Origin of the sequence: Novosphingobium sp. (assembly GCF_037133355.1) — a bacterium.
Classification (GTDB): Bacteria; Pseudomonadota; Alphaproteobacteria; order Sphingomonadales; family Sphingomonadaceae; genus Novosphingobium.
Genome location: NZ_JBAXOI010000004.1, coordinates 155,066 through 174,705 on the forward strand (window position 1 = coordinate 155,066; position 19,640 = coordinate 174,705).

Genomic DNA, 19,640 nt, shown 5'->3' on the forward strand with positions numbered 1-19,640 from the left:
CCCCTATCCCGCCGCTTTGACGATCTCGGCCCAGGCCGCCTCGTCGATCACTTCGATGCCGAGCGCCGCCGCCTGCTTGAGCTTCGAGCCGGCACCAGGGCCAGCCACCACCAGATCGGTCTTGGCCGAAACCGAACCCGCCGCCCGCGCGCCCAGCGCCTCGGCCTGTGCTTTGGCCTCGTCACGGCTCATGGTTTCGAGCTTTCCGGTAAAAACGACGGTCTTGCCCGCCACCACGCTTGCCTTGGTCTCGACGATGTAGGGGGGCGGGCTGACTTCGGAAAGCAGATCCTCCCACACTGCCACATTGTGCGGCTCGTGGAAGAAATCACCCAGCGCCTCGACCACGACGGGACCAACGCCTTCGATTCCCAGCAATTCCGCAGCCGCCTCGGCGTCTTCCGCTTTGGCCCGCTCCGCCACCGCACGCAGCACAGGCAGCGTCGTGAAGCGCTTCAACAGATCGCGCGCCGTCACCGCGCCAACATGGCGGATGCCAAGCCCGAAGAGCAGTCGCGCGGCATCCGGCGCCCGCTTCGCCTCGATCGCTGCCAACAGGTTATCCACAGACTTGTCCTTCCAGCCCTCGCGACCAACGATTTCGTCGCGACGGCGGCGGAGGCGGAAGATGTCGGCCGGGCTTTCAAGCCAGCCCAGTCCGAAGAACTCGATGATCGTCTTCTCGCCCAGCCCCTCGATATCGAGCGCCCCCCGGCTGACGAAATGGCGCAGCCGCTCCACCCGCTGTGCCGGGCAGACCAGCCCGCCGGTGCAGCGCACATCGACCTCGCCCTCCTCGGCCACCGCTTCGGACTGGCACTCGGGGCAATGATCGGGGAACGCGTAAGCCTCGCGCGGCTCATCGCGCGTCAGGTTGTCGACGACCTGCGGAATCACATCGCCCGCACGCTGGAGCACGATCCGGTCGCCGACACGCAGGCCGAGCCGCCCGATCTCGTCGCGGTTGTGCAGCGTGACATTGGTGACGGTGACGCCGCCCACCAGCACCGGACGCAGGCGCCCGACCGGTGTGAGCTTGCCCGTCCGCCCAACCTGTATGTCGATCGCCTCGATCACCGTTTCGGCACGCTCAGCCGGGAACTTGCGCGCAAGGCCCCAGCGCGGCGCCTTGGCGACGAAGCCGAGCCGTTCCTGCCAGTCGAGCCGGTCCACTTTGTAGACGACTCCGTCGATATCATAGGGCAGCCCCGGCCGCTGCGCGCCGATGCTGCGGAAATGCGCGACCATTGCCTCGACCGACGCGCACTGCACCAGCAAGGGCGAGACCGGCACACCCCAATCGGCGATCCGGTGCATCACATCAAACTGCGTCTCGCCCGGCACCTCGCTTGCGGCGCCCCAGCCATGTGCGAGGAAGCGCAACGGGCGGCTCGCCGTAACATTCGCGTCCTTCTGCCGCAGCGATCCGGCGGCGGCATTGCGCGGATTGGCGAAGAGCTTCTCGCCCTTCTCCTCCTGCGCGGCATTCAGGGCGGCGAAATCAGCCTTGGCCATATAGACCTCGCCGCGGATCTCGAACACGGCCGGTGCCTCGCCGCGCAGCATCTGCGGGATATCGGCAATTTGCGCGACATTTGGGGTGACATCCTCGCCCACTTGCCCGTCACCGCGCGTGGCGGCGCGCACAAGGCGGCCGTTCTCGTAGCGCAGCGAGCAGGACAAGCCGTCGATCTTGTCCTCGGCGGTCATCACGACCTCGGCCTCGGCCGGCAGTGCGAGGAAGCGGCGAACCCGCGCGACAAACTCCTCGACCTCTTCGTCCGAAAAAGCGTTGTCGAGGCTCATCATGCGCACCTCGTGCGCCACTTTGGCGAGCGGCGAGGCGGCCACTTCATGGCCAACCTTGCGGCTCGGGCTGTCGGGGCGAATCAGGTGCGGAAACGCGGCCTCGATCTCGGCATTGCGCCGCACGAGCGCATCGTACTCAGCATCGCTGATTTCGGGCGCATCCTGCGCATGATATAGCCGGTCGTGATGCGCAATCGCCTTCGCGAGCCGCATCAACTCATTCGCCGCCTCGGCTTCGGACATATCCACGATAGCCCCCTCCTCTTCAGAGGACGGGGCTTTGAGCCATTCCGGGTTCAATCCGCCCTCCCCAGCACCGTCACCACCAAGTGCTGCCGTGTGCGAAAACCGAGCGATTCGTAAAGGCGGATGGCGTGGGTGTTCTGGGCGTAGCTGTGCAGGAACGGCGTATCCCCGCGCGCGGCGAACCCTGCCAGGACACGGCGGATCAGCCTGCCCGCAAGCCCCCGGCCCTGCCGGTCGGGCGCAGTGCAGACCCCGCTCAGTTCGGCAAGGCCCGGCGCGGGGCGCATGCGCTCGCCCGCCATGGCGATCAGGCGCCCTTCCTCACGCAGGCCGTAATAGGGTCCGTAACGATGGGTGTGGGATCGCCACGGGCCCGGCTGCGTTTCCAGCGCGAGCGCCGTCATTTCCGCCGCGTCCGCCTCGTCCATGAGGACCAGTCCGGGATCAATCGCGAAGATTTCGAGGGGCCCGTCCGCGATCATCTGCACCAGCGGCGCGGTACGCAGCACGCGGGTTCCGGGCGGTGCGGATTGCTCTTCCGTTTCGACCAGCCAGATCTCGTCGTCCGCGCTGACCAGCAAGCCGGCCAGCTCGCCCTCGTACCCCGGAGCCGCAGCTGCGAACGGACCATAGGTCGGATCGATTCGACAGACCGTGCCGCTCGCCACTGCCAGCGCGGCCTGCGGTCCGTTCAGCAGATTCCAGATCGGCCGGTCGAGCGGATGCTGACTCATGTCCCTCGGCTCAGGCCTGTTCAAGCAGGCGCTCGGCCTGCGCCCGCGCTTCGGGCGTGATCTCGGCGCCCGAGAGCATCCGCGCGATTTCCTCCTGCCGTCCCTCGCCGTCGAGCAGCGCGACCGAGGTGCGGGTCACCAGCCCGTCGCTTGCCTTGGCAATCAGGTAATGCGCCGTCCCGCGCGCGGCGACCTGCGGGCTGTGCGTGACCGCCAGCAGCTGGCCCCCCGCCGCAAGCCGAGCGAGCCGTTCACCGATGGCGCTGGCTACCGCGCCGCCGACGCCCCGGTCGATCTCGTCGAAGATCACGGTCGCCGCCCCGCCCTGCTCCGCCAGCGCGACCTTGAGCGCGAGGATAAAGCGCGAAAGCTCGCCACCCGAGGCGATCTTGGCGAGCGGTGCGAAGTCCGCGCCGGGATTGGTCGAGATTAGGAACTCGGCGGCGTCAACGCCCTGAGGCCCCCAGCGCTCCTCCGGCAGCCGCACGACCGCCGTACGGAAGCGCGCGGCATCAAGCTTGAGCGGCGCCAGTTCGGCCGCCACCGCCGTATCGAGCCGCCGCGCTGCCTCCGCACGTGCGACCGAGAGGCTTTCGGCCTTGGCGCGGTAGTCGAGCCCGGCGTCGCGCGCGGCGCGCGCGAGATCGGCAATTGCCGCCTCGCCGCCCTCGATCTGGTCGAGCGCGGCGCGCATTTCGATCATGCGGCGGGGCAGCTGGTCCACAGTGCAGCCGTGCTTGCGGGCAGTGGCGCGCAAATCGAACAGGCGCGTCTCGATCCGGTCGAGCGCCATGGGATCGTGCAAAAGCGCCTCGGCCGCGCGAGCAAGTTTGTCCTCCGCCTCACCGGCCTCGATCACCGCACGGTCAAGCGCCTCGAGCGCTTCGGTGAGCAGGGGATGCTCGTGAGCGATCCGGTCAAGCCGGCGCGAGGCGCTGCGCAATGTAGCGAGGGCCGAATCCGAACCGGACCAGAGGTGCTCCAGTGCAGCAAGATCGCCTGAAAGCCGCTCGCCCTTCTGCATCGCGGCGCGCTGCCCGGCCAGGTCTTCTTCCTCGCCCTCGACCGGGGCAAGCAGGGCCAGCTCGGCCAGATGGGCAATCAGCAAATCCTGCTCCGCCGAAGCGGCGGCAAGCCGGGCCTGTGCTTCGGCCAGCGCGGTCTCGGCCGCGCGCCATTTGTCCCACGCGGCGGAAACCTCGCCGACATCGGCGCCCGCATAGCGATCGAGCAAGGCCCGATGCCCGCGCGCGTTGACGAGGCCGCGATCATCATGCTGCCCGTGCAGTTCGACAAGGCTCCGCGCCAGTTCGCGCAGCAGGGCGACGCTGACCGGCTGATCATTGACGAAAGCGCGGGAGCCGACCGCATTGCCGCTTTCGGCGCGCAGGCGGCGGCGGATGATCAGCGGCTCGCCCGGTTCGACCGCGAGTTCCGCCTCGGCCAGCGCGGTGGCGAGCGAATCCGGCATGCGGGCGAACTCGAAGGTCGCGGTCACGCTTGCCTCGTCGGTGCCGGCGCGGATCAATCCGCCGTCGGCCCGGTCGCCCAGCACAAGCCCGAGCGAATCCAGCAGAATCGATTTGCCCGCGCCGGTTTCCCCGGTCAGCACGCCGAGACCGCGGGCAAACAGGAGATCGAGCGCCTCGATCAGGACGACATTGCGTATGGAAAGGCCCGTGAGCATCGCCTGTGATCCTTACCGGGTCCGTCGCTCCACGTCACCCTGCTCGCGCTTGGAGGTGCCCTTGTTGGCAATTCTGTGGATAAATGGGGCAAATCCGTAGTTTTGTGACATCGACGTGACAGGGTGCCACGGGAACGAAACGCGATTGTGACAGCGATTCGGCTCAGTTACCGAACTGAAATGAGGGGTTCCCAATGACCCGCCAAGCACAACCGTGGGGAATGACCCCATCCGTCTCCGAATTTGCCAAGTCGATCCCCGCCTGGCTCGACTTGCCCGAGCCGCGCAGCTTCCGCCCCAAGCGCAAGGTGCGCACGGTGTGGATTTCCGACATTCATCTCGGCACGCGCGGCTGCAATGCCGACATGCTGCTCGATTTCCTGTCCTCGATCGAGTGCGAGACGCTCTATCTGGTCGGCGACATCGTGGATGGCTGGCGGCTGTCGCGCGGGTGGTATTGGCCGGATGCCCACAACGAGGTCATCCGCCGCGTGCTCAAGATGGCGCACCGGGGCACCCGCGTGGTGCTGATCGCGGGCAATCATGACGAGATGCTGCGCCCTTACGCCGGCATGAGCTTCGGCGGTGTCGAACTCGCGCTCGAGACGATCCACGTGACCGCAGATGGGCGCCGCCTTCTGGTGACGCATGGCGACGGGTTTGACGGGGTGGTGCTCTATGCCCGCTGGCTCGCATTCCTGGGCGATCAGGCCTACGCCTTCCTGCTGCGTGCCAACCGCTGGTTCAACGCGGTGCGCCGGATGTTCAAGCTGCCCTACTGGTCGCTTTCCGCCTACCTCAAGAAGCGGGTGAAGAACGCGGTCCAGTTCGTCTTCGCGTTCGAGGAAGCTGTGGCCCACGCCGCGCGTGACATGGGCGTGGATGGGGTCGTCTGCGGCCACATCCACTGCGCCGAAATCCGCCAGATCGGCGAGGTGACCTACTACAATGACGGCGACTGGGTCGAAAGCTGCACCGCGCTGGTCGAGGACCATGCGGGCGCCATTTCGATCGTCGACTGGGCCGCGATCTGCTTCGAGGAAGCCATGGCGAAGGCTGCCACGGCCAAGACCGAAACTGAGGCAAAGCCCGAGCGGACCAGGGAAGACGCATGAGAATCGCGCTTTGCACTGACGCCTGGCACCCGCAGGTGAACGGCGTCGTGCGCACGCTGGCAACCACGGTCGAGCGCGTGGTCGCGCGCGGCCACGAGGTGATGCTGGTCACGCCAAACCAGTTCTTCACCTTCGGCTTGCCCGGCTACAGCGAGATTCGCCTTGCCATGCTGCCGCGCTTCCGCACACGGCGCATGCTTCGCGACTTCGCGCCCGATATCGTGCATATCGCCACCGAAGGCCCGATCGGCTGGGCCGCGCGCGGCTGGTGCAAGGCGAACGACGTGCCCTTCACCAGCGCCTTCCACACTCGTTTTCCCGACTATGCCGCTGTCCGCACCGGGCTCAGCCCCGACCGGTTCTGGCCGATCATGCGGCGCTTCCATGCGGCAAGCCATGCCGTCCTGGTCTCTACCCCCACCCTCGCCGCCGAGCTTGCCGGACAGGGTTTCACCAATGCAAAGCCGTGGTCGCGCGGGATCGATGACGCGGTGTTTCATTCCGGCCATGCCCCGCACGAGGCGCTGGCGGACCTGCCGCGCCCGATCCTGCTCAATGTCGGGCGCGTGGCGGTCGAGAAGAACCTCGGCGCCTTCCTCGATGCCGATGTGCCGGGCACCAAGGTCGTGGTTGGCAAAGGGCCCGACCTTGCCCAGCTACGCGCGCGCTATCCGCATGTCCGCTTTCTCGGCGCGCTTTCGGGGACGGCCCTGGCGCAGGCCTACCGGGCGGCAGATGTCTTCGTGTTCCCAAGCCGGACCGATACTTTCGGCCTCGTCATGATCGAGGCCATGGCCTGCGGCGTTCCGGTCGCGGCCTATCCGGTGCAGGGTCCGATTGATGTGGTCGGCGCGGGCGGTCTTGGCCCGCATGGCGATCTGGCGCAGCCGATTGGTGCACTCGACGAGGATCTCGCCAAGGCGATCGCCGCCGCGCTGACCTGTGACCGCACGGCTGCCGCAGCCCATGGCGCAAGCTTCAGTTGGGATCGCGCGACCGACCAGTTCCTCGCCGCGCTCGGCTCAGCCGCAAAGGCCCGCAAGCTGCGGGCGGCAGCGTGACCCGCTGACCGGGCTTCAGCTGGCGATTGTGCCAGGAGCCTTGTCGTTCATCAGCTTGAAAGCGCGCTCATACCACTCGTTGCCGGGATAGTTGGTCCCGAGCACGGCTGCAGCCTTCTGCGCCTGTTCGGGGAGGCCGAGAACCAGATAGCTCTCGACAAGCCGGTAAAGCGCCTCGGGCGTGTGGCTGGTCTGCTGGTACTTTTCGACCACCGAACGGAAGCGCAAGGTGCCCGCGAGCCATTTGCCGCTGCGCTGATAAAAGCGGCCGATCTCCATTTCCTTGCCGGCAAGGTGATCGTTGACGAGATCGAGCTTGAGCCTCGCGTCGGTTGCATAGCTCGTGTTGGGATAGCGGCGCGTCACTTCGGTCAGCGCGGTAAGCGCCTGCTGCGTGATCTTCTGATCGCGCGTCACGTCGCTGATCTGCTCGTAGTAGCAGAGAGAGACGAGATAATAGGCGTAAGGCGCGTCCTTGTTGCCAGGATGGATCGAAAGGAAGCGCTGCGCCGACTGGACCGACTTCGCGTAATCACGCGCGGCGTAATAGCTGAACGCGCTCATCAGCTGGGCGCGGCGGGCCCATGGTGAATAGGGGTGCTGGCGCTCGACCTCGTCGAACAGCGCGGCGGCCTGCTTGGCATCGCCGCGATCAAGCCGGTCCTTGGCGGCAGCATAGAGGGTGTCGACGTCGCGGGCGACGTAGGCAACATCCTTCTTGGCCTTCGTGCCGGCGCAACCGGCGGTGAGGCCGAGCGCGGCAATGGCGGCGGCGAGAAATACGAGGCGCAGCGGGTTGCGGCCGGAGGCTTTGGCGATCATGCCGGTGCTATAGCCAGCAGGGGCATGAACGCCAAGTGAAGTTGCGCGCTTTTGCCGGACCTGTTGCCAAGCGATGTTGACGATGCCTGGCGCCCCGACCTACTCGACCGCCTGCTCCTCGAACGGAGGCTCGAGCGTGATCGGATCGGCGAGCGTGATCCGGTCGAGCATCGCGGCCATTTCATCGCGCAACTGGAGCATGAGACCGCGCAGGCGGCATTCGGCCTCCGGCAGGCAGTTGTTGCAGGTCTCGTGCGCGTTGCGGCTGGCGCAGGGGGTGAGCGCAAGGCTGCCGCGCGTCAGGCGGATGATGTCGCCGTAGCGCACATCGACCGGCGGGAGCGCCAGTTCATAACCCCCTTCGCGGCCGCGGTGTGAGACGACAATCCCTTCCCGCGCCATTTCGGAGAGGATCACGGTCAGGAACTTGCGCGGGATATTTTGCGCTTCGGCAATCGTGTCAAGCCGCACGGGTCCCTGCCCGAACGTATCGGACAAGTGCTGGAGGGCGCGGATCGTGTAGCGCGTCTTCTGCGATAGCATGCCCCAGATTTGGCAAGGGCAGGCCAATTGTCAACGCCGGGAGTAGAATTATCCCCCTACCCTTCAAGTGGTGCCACGGGACGCAGGGCATAGACGCCGAATGCGACGATCACGGCGTAGCACAGCGCCGGCAGCACGAGCGCGGTAGTGAGACTGCCCGTCGCGTCTGCCAGCGCGCCGGTAGCGAGCGGCACCACCGCCCCGCCGAAAATGGCGACGTTGATGATGCCCGAACCATCGGCGGCGCGCGAACCGAGCCCCTCGCAGGCGAGCGTGAAGATCGTCGGGAACATGATCGAGTTCATGAGCCCGATCGCGAGCAGGCTGTAGGCGGAAACCAGCCCGGTGGTGTGCGTCGAGATTGCCAGCAGTGCGATCGCACCCGCCGCGCAGCCCGCCAGCGTCTTGCCCGGGCTCACCACGCGCAGCAGGGCCGAGCCGATGAAGCGTCCGACCATGGCGCCGAACCAATACTTCCAGATCTCGCCGCCCGCCGCCTCGTGATCGAGGCCCATGACCGAGGGCAAAGCAAGGTAGTTGACGATCACGGAGCCGATCGAGACTTCGGCGCCGACATACAGGAAGATGCACAGCGCGCCGAAACCAAAGCGCGGGCGCGAGAGCAGCGCGAGGCTGGCGCCAAGCGAGCTTTCCTCGTGCTTTTCGCCCTTGAGGCGATGGCGGTTCATCCACACCACGGCAGCCACGAGCGCAAGGCTGATGGCAAGGCCGATATAGGTGTTGACCACGAGCCTGCTCTCGGTGACGCGGTAGGCATCGAGCGCGGGGCCAGCGAGCTGGTCGACCTTCACGTCCTTGATCTTGCCGAGAATGACACTGGCACCGATCAGCGGGAACAGCACGGTGCCCAGCGAGTTGAACGCCTGCGCGAACGTCAGCCGGCTGCTCGCCGTGCGTGCGGGCCCAAGCAGCGTTATCAGCGGGTTCGAGACGACCTGCACGAGAACGACGCCGCTGGCGAGAATGAACAGCGCGAACAGGAACAGGACGTAGAGCGCGCTCTGGGAGGCGGGAATGAAGAGCAGGCAGCCCGCCATCATGGTGAGCAGCCCGACCGCCGCGCCGCGCATGTAGCCGATCCGCTTGACCAGCGCCGCACCGGGCACGCCGACCACGAAATAGGCGGTGAAAAAGCAGAACTGCACCAGCATCGCCTGGGTGTAGTTGAGCGTGAAAAGATCCTTCAACTTCGGGATGATCACGTCGTTGAGCGAAGTGATACCGCCGAAGAGAAAGAACAGCGCCATGACGAAGATGCGCAGTTCGGGCGCATCGATATTGCCGTTGTCGGTTGCAGCGGAACCAGCGGATGCAGTCGGGGCCATGGCCATGACGCGGTCTCTCCCATGAGCCGGTCACCCCCCGGCCTCTCCGCCTGCCGTTGTGCCAAGGCGCACGGGAAAGTCCACATGCATATGCGGCGCATACGTATCGCCGTGGTGGACAAATTCCCGGGAAGATCGCGCGATTTCCGACACTTCATACGATAAACCCCGCTCCGACTTGGTCGAAGCGGGGTCAAAAAGTGAACGTTATCAGTATCGTCTTACTTCGCAGCCACCTTCAGGTAGGCGATGACGTCGGCGCGGTCCTGCGCGTTCGAGAGGCCCGGGAAGGCCATGCGCGTGCCGGGCACATATTTCATCGGTGCGGTGAGGAATGCATCGAGCGTATCCGCACCCCAAACCACACCCTTGCCCTTCATGCCGGCGGAATAGCTGAAGTTCGCGAAAGTGCCCGCCTTGCGGCCGACCACACCCTTGAGGCTGGGCCCCATGCGGATCGCGCCGGTGTTGAGATCATGGCAGGCCGCGCAGCGCGCGAAGACAGTCTTGCCCCGGCCGGCGTCGCCCGCTGTGCCGGCTGCCTGCGCGGCGCCTGCCGCCGTGAGCGCGGCGAGCGCGGCTGCACCAAGCGCCACCAAACCAAAGCGTGTCTTCGAAAACTTCATGAGTAACTCCCCTGTCTAACCGGCACGGCTATGCACCGGCGGGCCTGTATCCGAGCTTAATGCGCTGTTCCACCGCCAGAAAGGTTCAGGACCGGGCCGGCGCCGAAAGATAGAGTTTGATCACGAGCCGGTAGAGCTCGGTGCGCTCTTCCGGCGTGAGCGGGGCGAGCAACTCGGCCTCGTCGGTGAAGATGATCTCGCGCGCCGCGGTGAGCGTCGCGGTGCCGGTTTCGGTGATCCACAGCCCGCCGGCGCGGCGGTCGAGCTTGGAAGGCTCTGAGACGAGGTGGCCGTTCATGGTGAGCTGGCGCACGAACTGGTGCACCGTAGGCCGCTCGATCTTGAAGAAGCGCGAGAGATCCGACTGCTTGACCCCCGGATTGGCATTGACCAGCCAGAGGATCGCGACCTGCTTGGGCGTGACCTTGAAGGATTCAAGCTGGCGTTCGAGCCGCGACAGAAACAGCGAATTGGCCGTGCCGATATGGAGCCCGAGGACCTGGTCAATGCCATCGAGGTCGAGGCCCGGGGTAACGGCTTGCCGGGTCATGGTCTCGGTGGTCAAAGGTGGGCCTTTCTTCAGCAATTGCGACTTTTGGCCGGTGCCCAGACAGGTAAGCACGGCAAGGATAAGCTAATCTTAAGTGCAGTAGCGCGCAGACGCAAAACTTTTGTCGCAGTGCAGCGACGATCGCGTGAAGAGAGCCCGGTTCGCAGCGGCTTGGCCGTCGGCCCTCCCCCCTTCGACAAGCGCGCGATGGGCGGGAGGGCCTTCAGGCGTCAGTGGCGGATCAGGTAGTCGAAGGCGGAGAGCGCGGCCTTCGACCCTTCACCCATCGCGATCACGATCTGCTTGTAGGGCACCGTGGTGACATCACCTGCCGCGAAGACGCCGGGAAGGCTGGTCGCAAGGTGGCTGTCGATTTCGATTTCGCCGCGATTGGTCATCGCGAGCGCACCGTGCAGCCATTCGGTATTGGGGACGAGGCCGATCTGCACGAAGATGCCTTCGAGCGCCACCTCATGAGCCGCATCGGTCTTGCGGTCGCGGTAGACGAGGCCGGTGACTTTCTCTCCGTCGCCCTTCACTTCGGTGGTGAGCGCCGAGGTGATCACTGAGACATTGGGCAGGCTGCGCAGCTTGGTCTGCAGCACCGCATCGGCGCGCAGTTCGCTGTCGAACTCGATCAGCGTGACATGCGCGACGATCCCGGCGAGGTCGATCGCGGCCTCTACACCCGAGTTGCCGCCGCCGATCACGGCAGTGCGCTTGCCCTTGTAGAGCGGGCCGTCGCAATGCGGACAATAGGCCACGCCCTTGTTGCGGTATTCCTCCTCGCCCGGGACGCCGATCTGCCGCCAGCGTGCGCCGGTGGAGAGGATGACCGTCTTGGCGCGCAGGCTGGCGCCGCTTTCGAGCTCTACCGTGGCGAGGCCGTCGCCGTTCGCGGGCTTTAGACCGACGGCCTTCTGCAGGTTCATCACGTCGACGTCGTAGTCTTTGACGTGCTGTTCGAGCTGCGCGACGAGGCGCGGGCCCTCGGTGTGCTGGACCGAGATGAAGTTTTCGATCCCCATCGTATCAAGCACCTGTCCGCCGAAGCGTTCGGTGACGACGCCGGTGCGGATCCCCTTGCGCGCGGCATAGATCGCCGCCGCCGCCCCGGCAGGGCCGCCGCCGACAATGAGCACGTCGAACGGATCCTTGGCGGCGATCTTCTCAGCGGCGCGGGCCACCGCGCCGGTATCCAGTTTGGCGACGATCTGCGCGAGGTCCATGCGGCCCTGCCCGAACGGCTCGCCATTGAGGAACACCTGCGGCACGGCCATGATCTTGCGGCGCTCGACCTCGTCCTGAAACAGTGCGCCGTCGATGGCAACGTGGGTGACGGCAGGATTGAGCGCCGCCATGATGTTGAGCGCTTGCACGACATCGGGGCAGTTCTGGCAGGTGAGCGAGAAGAACGTCTCGAAGTGCAGCGGGCCTTCGAGGCCGCGCACGGTTTCGAGGAGATCGGCGTCTTCCTTGGGCGGATGGCCGCCGACATGGAGCAGCGCGAGGATCAGCGAGGTAAACTCGTGGCCGAGCGGCAAGCCGGCGAAGGTGACGCGGGGTGCCTCGCCCGTGGCAGCGATGGCGAAGCTGGGGCGGCGCGCGTCGGTACCGTCGAAGCGGACACTGACCTTGTCGGACTGCGCGGCGACTTCTTCGACCAGGCTGCGCATGTCGGCACTCTTGCCGCCCTCACCCAGGCTGGCAACGAGCTCGATCGGGCGGCGCAAGTTGCCAAGATAGGCCTTGAGCTGGGCGGAGGTGGCGGGATCGAGCAGCGGCATGGGCCGGGTTCCTTGAGGCGGTCGAAGAGACGCACACGGTGGGATCACCGGCGCGGGGGACAGCGGTCAGCGAAAAGAGAGGGGCCGGACGGCGGCGAAGGGGAGGGAAAGGCCGCCGCCCGGCGGAGTGCGAGGGGCCGGCTGAAGGGCGCCGGCCCGCTCGCGCAAGTGCAATCAGATCTTGCCGACGAGGTCGATCGAGGGGGCAAGCGTCTCGCCGCCTTCTTCCCACTTCGCCGGGCAGACCTGGCCGGGGTGCTCACGCCAGTACTTGGCGGCCTTGATCTTGCGGACGAGCTCGGCAGCGTTGCGGCCCACGCCCTCGGGAGTGATCTCGATGAGCTGGATGATACCGTCCGGATCGACCACGAACGTGCCGCGATCGGCGAGGCCGACGCCGGGGCGCAGGTTGTCGAAGGCATTGGTCAGCGTGTGGTTCTGGTCACCGACGAGGTAATAGGTGATCTTGCCGATGGCCGGCGAGCTGTCCGCCCAGGCCTTGTGGCTGAAGTGCGTGTCGGTCGAGACGCCGAACACCTCGACGCCCATGCCCTGCAGCTCGGCGTAGTTGTCCTGCAGGTCTTCAAGCTCGGTCGGGCAGACAAAGGTGAAGTCGGCCGGGTAGAAGAAGAACACCGCCCACTTGCCGGCGATATCGGCCTCGGTGATGTCGATGAACTTGCCTTCCTTGTAAGCTGTATTGGCGAAGGGCTTGATCGGGGTGCTGATCAGGGACATGGCGTCTCGTTTCCTTGTGCTGGCGAACCGGGATGATCCGCCTGAATGGCAGGAGCGCCTTTAGCGCGAGTCGCTGGCGGGCGCTAATGATCAATCCTGCCCAGATTGATTGACTGGGTCGATCAATGAGCGAGGACGCGGCGCCGGTTGGATCATGGTTAGCAGGCGCTCTGCCGCCTGTAGGCATTTGGCCCGATTGCCCGCTTCACCGTTTGCGCATCGCACCAAGGCAAAGTCCCGGTGCGTGCAGCGCTGAAGGTGGGCCGAGCAATGAAAGGTGTCGTATTCAACCTGCTCGAGGATGCCGTGATCTGCGCGCACGGTATGGCGGCCTGGGACAGCATGCTGGAATTGGCCCGGCTCGATGGCGCCTACACCTCGCTGGGAAGCTATCCCGACGGTGAAGTCGTTGCGCTGGTCGAGGCCGCCTCCACAGTCCTTGTACTGCCGCCGGGCGAGGTGCTGCGCTGGTTCGGACGCAGCGCCATCCCGCTGCTGCACAAACGCTACGAGATGTTCTTCACGCCCCACCATTGCGCGCAGACGTTTGTCGCCAGTGTCAACGACATCATCCACCCCGAGGTGCGAAAGCTCTATGCCGGCGCGGGCTGCCCGCATTTCCATTTCCACGACCTCGAAGACGGACGCACGGGGCTTACCTACCAATCGCCGCGGCGCATGTGCCGCCTTGCGCAAGGGTTCATCGAGGGCGCGGCGGACCATTTTGGCGACAAGGTGGAGATCGAGCACCTTTCGTGCATGCTCGATGGTCATCCGGTATGCCGCATCGCGCTGGGATGGGCGCAATGAAACTGGAAGCGATTCCGCTTCCCACCGATCAGGACGCGGTCATCGAGCGGCTCCAGCGGCTTGTCCAGCGCGAGCGCAAGGGACGTCTGCAAGCCGAGGCGATAGCCGAGCGGGGCCTTCGCGAGCTCTACGAGAGCCAGGTGCGGCTGGCGCTGTTGCAGCGGATCACCGATTGCGCGAATCGCTCGGATAATTTCGGCGAAGCGATCGGCGACATGCTCAAGGAAATCTGCGAGCACATGAACTGGACGTTCGGCGCGGCCTGGCGGGTGGCCGAGGACGGCCAAGCACTTGTCTGCCACGCCTGGCATGCCGCCGAGCCGGCGCGCCTTTTTCCGCTGACCGAGGCGGTGCGCGGGGCGCGTTTTGTAGAAGGCGATGGCCTGCCCGGGCGCGTACTGCGCGACCGCCATCCGCATTGGCTGGATGAAGCGGAGCTGGCGACAACCTATTGCCACCGGGTCGAGGCGGCGAGCTGCGCGATCCGGTCGGCCTGCGCATTCCCGGTGCTGATCGGCGAGGAAATCGTCGGCGTGCTGGAGTTCCTCGCCCGCACCGCGCTGATCGACAAGGACGCGATCCTGCTCACCGTGACGCAGGCCGCAACGCAGCTGGCGCGGGTAATCGAGCGCGAGCGGGCGCGCGCGGCGCTGATGCACGATGCCCTGCATGATGCCATGACCGGGCTGCCCAACCGCACATTGCTCGACGAGCGCTCGCGCACCGCATTCGGCCGCCTGCCGGAGTGCCGCACCGGGCTCGCTGTGCTGGTCATCGATCTCGACGGGTTCAAGGCGATCAACGACAAGTATGGCCACCACGCCGGGGATACCGTGCTGATCGAAACGGCGCGGCGCTTCGATGCCGTAATTGCCGCGCGCACCGGCGCAAGGCGCCGGAAGGACCAGCCGGGCTGGCGCGCCACGCTGGCGCGTGTGGGCGGCGACGAGTTCGTGATCGTGCTCGATGCACTGCCGAGCCCGGATGTTGCGATGGCGCTGGCCTGTGCGCTGATCGAAGCGCTGAGGCCCGCAATCCATGTGGGCGAGGACCACGTCAACGTCGGCCTTTCGATCGGCATCGCCCACAGCGGGCCGGGTTACTGCACCGTCGAGCAACTGCGACAGGACGCCGACCTTGCGATGTACGAGGCCAAGTCGGGCGGGCATGGCGGGGTCGTGACATTCAGCGAGGCGCTGGGGATAGAGCGGCGCAATCGCATGGCGCTGGAGAACGAGCTGCGGGACGCGATCCGCGAGGCGCAGTTCACGCTCTATTACCAGCCGATCTTTGCGCTGGACGCCGAGCCGCACAAGACGGGACGCCTGCGCGGATACGAGGCGCTGATCCGCTGGAACCATCCCACGCGCGGCCTTGTCGAGCCCGGGCGGTTCATTCCCGCGGCCGAAGCGGGCGGACTTATCGTGTTCATCGGCGACTGGGTGCTGCGCCAGGCCTGCAGTGCCATGGCCCGGCTCCACGCCAGACTTGCAAGCGAAGGCATACCGCCATGCGAGCTGCCCTATATCAGCATCAATATTGCCCCGCAGCAGTTCCTGCAGCCGACCTTCTCCGCCCATGTCCAGCGCGTGCTGCTCGAGACCGGCGTGTCGCCCGAGTGCGTGCGGCTGGAAGTGACCGAGGGCGTGGCGATCATCGACCCCGACCAGACCCGCGCAGTGCTGGAGAAAGTGCGCGGCTGGGGCGTGAAAACCAGCCTCGACGACTTCGGGACGGGCTATTCCTCGCTAAGCTATCTCCAGAACCTGCCTTTCGATACGCTCAAGATCGACCGCTCGTTCATCGCCTCGATGGACGAGCCCAAGAGCCGCAAGATCATCCGCGCGATCCTCGATCTTGCCAGCAACCTCAACCTTTCGGTTGTGGCCGAGGGGATCGAGACCCCGGAACAGGGCGCCTCGCTGCACGAGATGGGCTGCGAGTTCGGTCAGGGCTTCCACCTTGGCCGCCCGCTGGACGAGGCCAGCGCCTTTGCGCTTGCCGGGCTTGCGGATCCTGTCGCCGCCTTGGCGCAAATCCCTGCTGCGTCATCCGGCTGATCGGTTATGATGGGGACATACCGACCGTCCCCATCAAGGAGCCCTTCGCCATGGCAACACGCAGCCCCTGGAGCCACACCCGCAGCGCAAGCATTGCCGACGACATCGACTTCGAGATCAAGGGGCAAGAGCTGCAATTCGTCGAGATCGAGCTCGACCCCGGTGAAAGCGCGGTGGCCGAGGCCGGCGCTTTCGTGTGGAAGGACGGCTCGATCGAGATGACCACCGTGTTCGGCGATGGCAGCGCCGATCAGGGAAGCGGCTTCATGGGCAAGCTGCTCGGTGCCGGCAAGCGCCTGATCACCGGCGAGAGCCTGTTCACCACGGTCTTCACCCATCACGGCACCGGCAAGGCGCGCGTGGCGTTTGCCTCTCCCACACCCGGCGTGATCCTGCCCCTGAAGCTTTCGGACCTTGGCGGCACGCTGATCTGCCAGAAGGACAGCTTCCTGTGCGCCGCGCGCGGTGTCAGCATCGGCATTGCGTTCCAGCGCCGGATCATGACCGGGCTGTTCGGCGGTGAAGGCTTCATCATGCAGAAGCTGGAAGGCGATGGCTGGGTCTTTGTGCAGATGGGTGGCACGCTCACAGAGCGCACCCTTGCGCCCGGTGAGGAACTCCATGTCGATACCGGGTGCCTTGCCGCCTATACGCCGGGCGTCACGTTCGATCTGATCGGCGCGGGGGGCGTGAAAAGCGTGCTTTTCGGCGGCGAAGGCCTGTTCTTTGCGCGGCTGACGGGGCCGGGCAAGGTCTGGATCCAGTCGCTGCCCTTCGCGCGCCTTGCAGGCCGGATGCTGGCTGCGGCCATGCCGGGCGGCGGGCAGAACCGGGGTGAAGGCTCGGCTCTTGGCGTGCTGGGGGACTTCATTCAGGGGAACAATTGAGCCGATGCGCACCACCCATGCAGAACCAGCGAATTTCACTTCTGCGGGGACTGCGGGTGCGTCGTGTGGCAGCGTGAGCGGGACGAAGAGGGGCGCCGAAGACTTGCGGTGAACCTTCGCATGGCCGAGCCGGAAACTGTCACCGATCTGGCGATCGATCCTTTCGACGGGCTGGAGAGCTTCGAGGATCTGCCGCCCTCGGGCAAGCACGTCCGCGATCTGTGGGCTTGATCCGGATCGGCGGGAGGGCCGGTTCATGCACCGGCCCTCCCCGCCCGTCTCAGAACGTCAACTTCACCGTGCCGCCGAACGTGCGCGGATCGCCGAGGTTGCCGACGATGAGCCCGGTGTTGCCCGAGGCGACAGCGAGCTGGTCGAAGTACTGCACGTCAAAGGCGTTGCGGACCCAACCGTAGACGTCGATGCCCTTTTCGGTGCGGAAGCCGAGCCGGAAGTTCGACAGGGCATAGCCATCGACATTGGTATAGGCCGAGGGGCTGGCGTTGGACGACCAGTCCGAGCGATAGTTGCCGTCGAAACCGAGGTAGACCTGGCCCTCGGTGCCGAAGGCCTTGACCGGCACATTGCCTTCAAAACCATAGGAGAACGACCACTTCGACACGCCCGGCAGGCGCGAGCCCGAAATGTCGCAGGCAAGCGGGCTGACGCCGCCGGGAGTGCCCGGCGCGCTCGGCGGGCTCGTCAGGTTGCCGTTCGCATCGACCGGTTGGCTGCCGCCGGAAAGCTCGGGCGGGCAAGGTGCATTGGTGAACTTCACGAACTTGGCATCGGTATAGGCGCCGCTGCCGTAGATATTGAAGCGCTCGCTGGGACGGAACGAAGCATCGAACTCGAAGCCCTGCGAACGGGCCTTCTCCGCATTGGCAAGATAGCCGCGGATCGCGCCAACGGTGAAGTTGGAGACCTGCGCCTGATAATCGGCAATATCGGTGCGGAAGGCGGCGATGTTGAAGGTCGCCCGGCGATCGAGGAACTGGGTCTTGATGCCTACTTCATAGTGATTGACCGATTCCGGCTTGATCGTCGCGAGCTCGAGCAGCGGTACGCCAGCGGGATCGGCGGGCACGCCGTTGAGGTTGATGCCGCCGGTCTTGAAGCTCTTGGCGTAGGTCGCGTAGAAGTGCACATCGCGCACCGGATCCCACGAGAGGGTCACGTCGCCCGAGAAGTTCCAGTCGCTGAAAGTGGCGAGGAACGATTGTGGGGACAGGACAGCGAGCTGTGCGCGTTCACGGCCGCTGTTGCCGCCTTCGGCAGCGGTCTTGAAGCGCACCAGCTTGCCCGTACCGTCGGTCACGACCGAATTGTAGTCGCCTTCCTTCTTGTCGTAGTTGAGGCGGAAGCCGGGCTGGAGCGAGAACGTGTCCGCCAGCTTCCACGTAAGCTTGCCGAAGATCGCCGCGCTGGTGTTCTTGAAGGAGATGTCGTTGTTGGCGGTGAGCCCGTCGAGCACGGTGGGATCATTCGACAGCGGGTTCGTCGGGTTGATCAGGAACCGGCTCGCCGCTGCACCCTGTTGCTGCACGCCGTTGGTCTGGATCTTCTGGTAGAAGCCGAATGCGCCCAGCACGTAGCTGATGCGGCCCTTCTCGCCCGACAGGCGCAGTTCCTGCGAGTACTGGTCCTGGTGCGAGGGGTTTTGCGACTTTGCCGTGATCGGCAGGCCAAGAAAGTCGCGGTCGTTCGAGGGATCCCACGACCAGTAGCGCCAGGCGGTGACCGAGGTGATCGAGCCGATCCCGGTATCGAGCTTGGCCCTGAGCGAGACGCCGCCGACCTGGTTGCGCGCGCGCAGCGGAGTATCGACATCGGTCAGCCGGTCGAACGGATCGGTGCTGGGCACCGCATAGCCAAGCGCGGCGGTCAGTGCGGCATATTGCCGGGCAAGCGGGCGCTGGGTGGCGCCGGTGCGGACATAGACCTGCGTGCAGCAGAGCGGGTTCTGGTGGCTGAAATCACCCGCCAGAGTGACCTCGAACGTGCTCGACGGCTTCCACAGCAGCTGGCCGCGCAGACCAAGGTTCTCCTGCGTGTTGACCCACTTGTTCGTCGTGACGTTGAAGATCGTGCCGTCGCGCCGGGTGAGCGAAGCCGCAAGACGCACCGCGAGCGTATCGGAAATCGGGCCCGAGACTGCGGCCTTGGCCTGCATGAAACCGAGGTTGCCGGCGCTGATCTCGAAGCGGCCTTCGGGCGTGAAGCTGGGCTGGCGCGTCGTGATGTTGATCGCGCCCGCGGTGGTGTTCTTGCCGTAAAGCGTGCCCTGCGGCCCGCGGAGGACTTCGATCTGCTTCACGTCGAGGAAATCGAACGTGGAGGAGGCGACGCGCGCAAAGAACACGTCGTCGACATAGATGCCGACGCCCTGTTCGATGCCGTCGTTGGTGAGCCCCAACGGCGCGCCGATACCGCGGATGTTCACCGAGGTGTTGCGCGGGTTGGACGAATAGAACTGCAGCGTGGGGGTAAGCTGCTGGAGGCGGCCGACGTTGAACGCACCGGTCGCGTCGATGTGATCGCCGCCGACAACCGAGATGGCGAGCGGCACGTCCTGCGCGGTTTCGGCGCGGCGGCGCGCGGTGACCACGATGGTGTCGTTGTCGCTCTGACCGGTGCCGACCGAAGTCGATTGGTCAGCAGGTGCCTCGGCGGCAGGGGTTTCGGGAGTGGGCGCGGCAAGCGCGGGAGACGCGGCAAGCGGCAGCAGAGCCGCCCCCGCGAGGAGGAGAACACGCAAAGTCATCGTCGATCCTTTGTCTGGGTCTCACGATGCCTCCGGTGGTCCGGTGGGCTGTGTG

Annotated in this window: 16 protein-coding genes; 5 read left to right on the forward strand and 11 right to left on the reverse strand. The window is 65.7% G+C overall.

Annotated elements, in window-relative coordinates:
• Window positions 1–3 precede the first annotated feature (3 nt).
• From ligA to recN, 3 genes are read right to left on the reverse strand one after another with little or no spacing between them, the layout of a single operon-like run.
• Complete coding sequence (gene ligA, locus WCL10_RS06180; protein ID WP_336894837.1) at window positions 4–2,052, reverse strand: NAD-dependent DNA ligase LigA; 2,049 nt, start codon at window positions 2,050–2,052, stop codon at window positions 4–6.
• A gap of 53 nt (window positions 2,053–2,105) precedes the next feature.
• A complete protein-coding gene (locus tag WCL10_RS06185; protein ID WP_336894760.1) occupies window positions 2,106–2,789 on the reverse strand; it encodes a GNAT family N-acetyltransferase in 684 nt (227 codons plus the stop codon).
• Window positions 2,790–2,799: 10 nt separating this feature from the next.
• Window positions 2,800–4,476: a DNA repair protein RecN gene (recN, locus tag WCL10_RS06190; protein WP_336894761.1), complete on the reverse strand. Its 1,677-nt coding sequence runs from the start codon at window positions 4,474–4,476 to the stop codon at window positions 2,800–2,802.
• A 221-nt stretch (window positions 4,477–4,697) separates the two neighbouring features.
• Here recN and WCL10_RS06195 point away from each other — a divergent pair, with 221 nt between their 5' ends.
• A complete protein-coding gene (locus WCL10_RS06195; protein WP_336894762.1) occupies window positions 4,698–5,591 on the forward strand; it encodes a UDP-2,3-diacylglucosamine diphosphatase in 894 nt (297 codons plus the stop codon).
• Window positions 5,588–6,652 carry a glycosyltransferase family 1 protein gene (locus WCL10_RS06200; RefSeq protein ID WP_336894763.1) on the forward strand — a complete coding sequence of 355 codons (1,065 nt, stop codon included), beginning with the start codon at window positions 5,588–5,590 and terminating at the stop codon, window positions 6,650–6,652. The genes WCL10_RS06195 and WCL10_RS06200 overlap by 4 nt, the downstream gene beginning before the upstream one ends.
• A gap of 15 nt (window positions 6,653–6,667) precedes the next feature.
• Here the strand turns inward: WCL10_RS06200 and WCL10_RS06205 are convergent, their stop codons facing one another.
• The 7 genes from WCL10_RS06205 to ahpC all read right to left on the reverse strand — a co-directional run bounded on the left by WCL10_RS06205 (window position 6,668) and on the right by ahpC (window position 13,064).
• Window positions 6,668–7,474: an outer membrane protein assembly factor BamD gene (locus WCL10_RS06205; RefSeq protein ID WP_336894764.1), complete on the reverse strand. Its 807-nt coding sequence runs from the start codon at window positions 7,472–7,474 to the stop codon at window positions 6,668–6,670.
• 99 nt (window positions 7,475–7,573) lie between these two features.
• On the reverse strand, window positions 7,574–8,017 hold the full coding sequence (locus WCL10_RS06210; RefSeq protein WP_336894765.1) for an Rrf2 family transcriptional regulator: 444 nt from the start codon (window positions 8,015–8,017) through the stop codon (window positions 7,574–7,576).
• A gap of 56 nt (window positions 8,018–8,073) precedes the next feature.
• Window positions 8,074–9,369 (reverse strand): sugar MFS transporter, encoded by a 1,296-nt coding sequence (locus tag WCL10_RS06215; protein ID WP_336894766.1) that lies wholly within the window; start codon window positions 9,367–9,369, stop codon window positions 8,074–8,076.
• A gap of 215 nt (window positions 9,370–9,584) precedes the next feature.
• The gene (locus WCL10_RS06220; protein WP_336894767.1) at window positions 9,585–9,989 is read right to left on the reverse strand and encodes a cytochrome c family protein; all 405 of its coding nucleotides are present in this window, start codon (window positions 9,987–9,989) and stop codon (window positions 9,585–9,587) included.
• A gap of 85 nt (window positions 9,990–10,074) precedes the next feature.
• Complete coding sequence (locus WCL10_RS06225; RefSeq protein WP_336894768.1) at window positions 10,075–10,539, reverse strand: MarR family transcriptional regulator; 465 nt, start codon at window positions 10,537–10,539, stop codon at window positions 10,075–10,077.
• Between the two features lie 230 nt (window positions 10,540–10,769).
• Window positions 10,770–12,326, reverse strand: a complete 1,557-nt coding sequence (gene ahpF, locus WCL10_RS06230; protein ID WP_336894769.1) for an alkyl hydroperoxide reductase subunit F — start codon at window positions 12,324–12,326, stop codon at window positions 10,770–10,772.
• A 174-nt stretch (window positions 12,327–12,500) separates the two neighbouring features.
• Window positions 12,501–13,064, reverse strand: a complete 564-nt coding sequence (ahpC, locus tag WCL10_RS06235) for an alkyl hydroperoxide reductase subunit C (RefSeq protein ID WP_336894770.1) — start codon at window positions 13,062–13,064, stop codon at window positions 12,501–12,503.
• Window positions 13,065–13,334: 270 nt separating this feature from the next.
• On the opposite strand from ahpC, the gene WCL10_RS06240 reads away from it, so the two are divergent.
• Genes WCL10_RS06240 through WCL10_RS06250 form a run of 3 tightly spaced genes read left to right on the forward strand, consistent with a single transcriptional unit; the run spans window position 13,335 to window position 16,821 of the window.
• The gene (locus WCL10_RS06240; protein ID WP_336894771.1) at window positions 13,335–13,874 is read left to right on the forward strand and encodes a heme NO-binding domain-containing protein; all 540 of its coding nucleotides are present in this window, start codon (window positions 13,335–13,337) and stop codon (window positions 13,872–13,874) included.
• The gene (locus WCL10_RS06245) at window positions 13,871–15,934 is read left to right on the forward strand and encodes a bifunctional diguanylate cyclase/phosphodiesterase (protein ID WP_336894772.1); all 2,064 of its coding nucleotides are present in this window, start codon (window positions 13,871–13,873) and stop codon (window positions 15,932–15,934) included. The genes WCL10_RS06240 and WCL10_RS06245 overlap by 4 nt, the downstream gene beginning before the upstream one ends.
• Window positions 15,935–15,984: 50 nt before the next feature.
• Complete coding sequence (locus tag WCL10_RS06250; RefSeq protein WP_336894773.1) at window positions 15,985–16,821, forward strand: AIM24 family protein; 837 nt, start codon at window positions 15,985–15,987, stop codon at window positions 16,819–16,821.
• 280 nt (window positions 16,822–17,101) lie between these two features.
• Here WCL10_RS06250 and WCL10_RS06255 read toward each other — a convergent pair whose 3' ends face one another.
• Window positions 17,102–19,585 (reverse strand): TonB-dependent receptor, encoded by a 2,484-nt coding sequence (locus WCL10_RS06255; protein WP_336894774.1) that lies wholly within the window; start codon window positions 19,583–19,585, stop codon window positions 17,102–17,104.
• Between the last annotated feature and the right edge of the window lie 55 nt (window positions 19,586–19,640).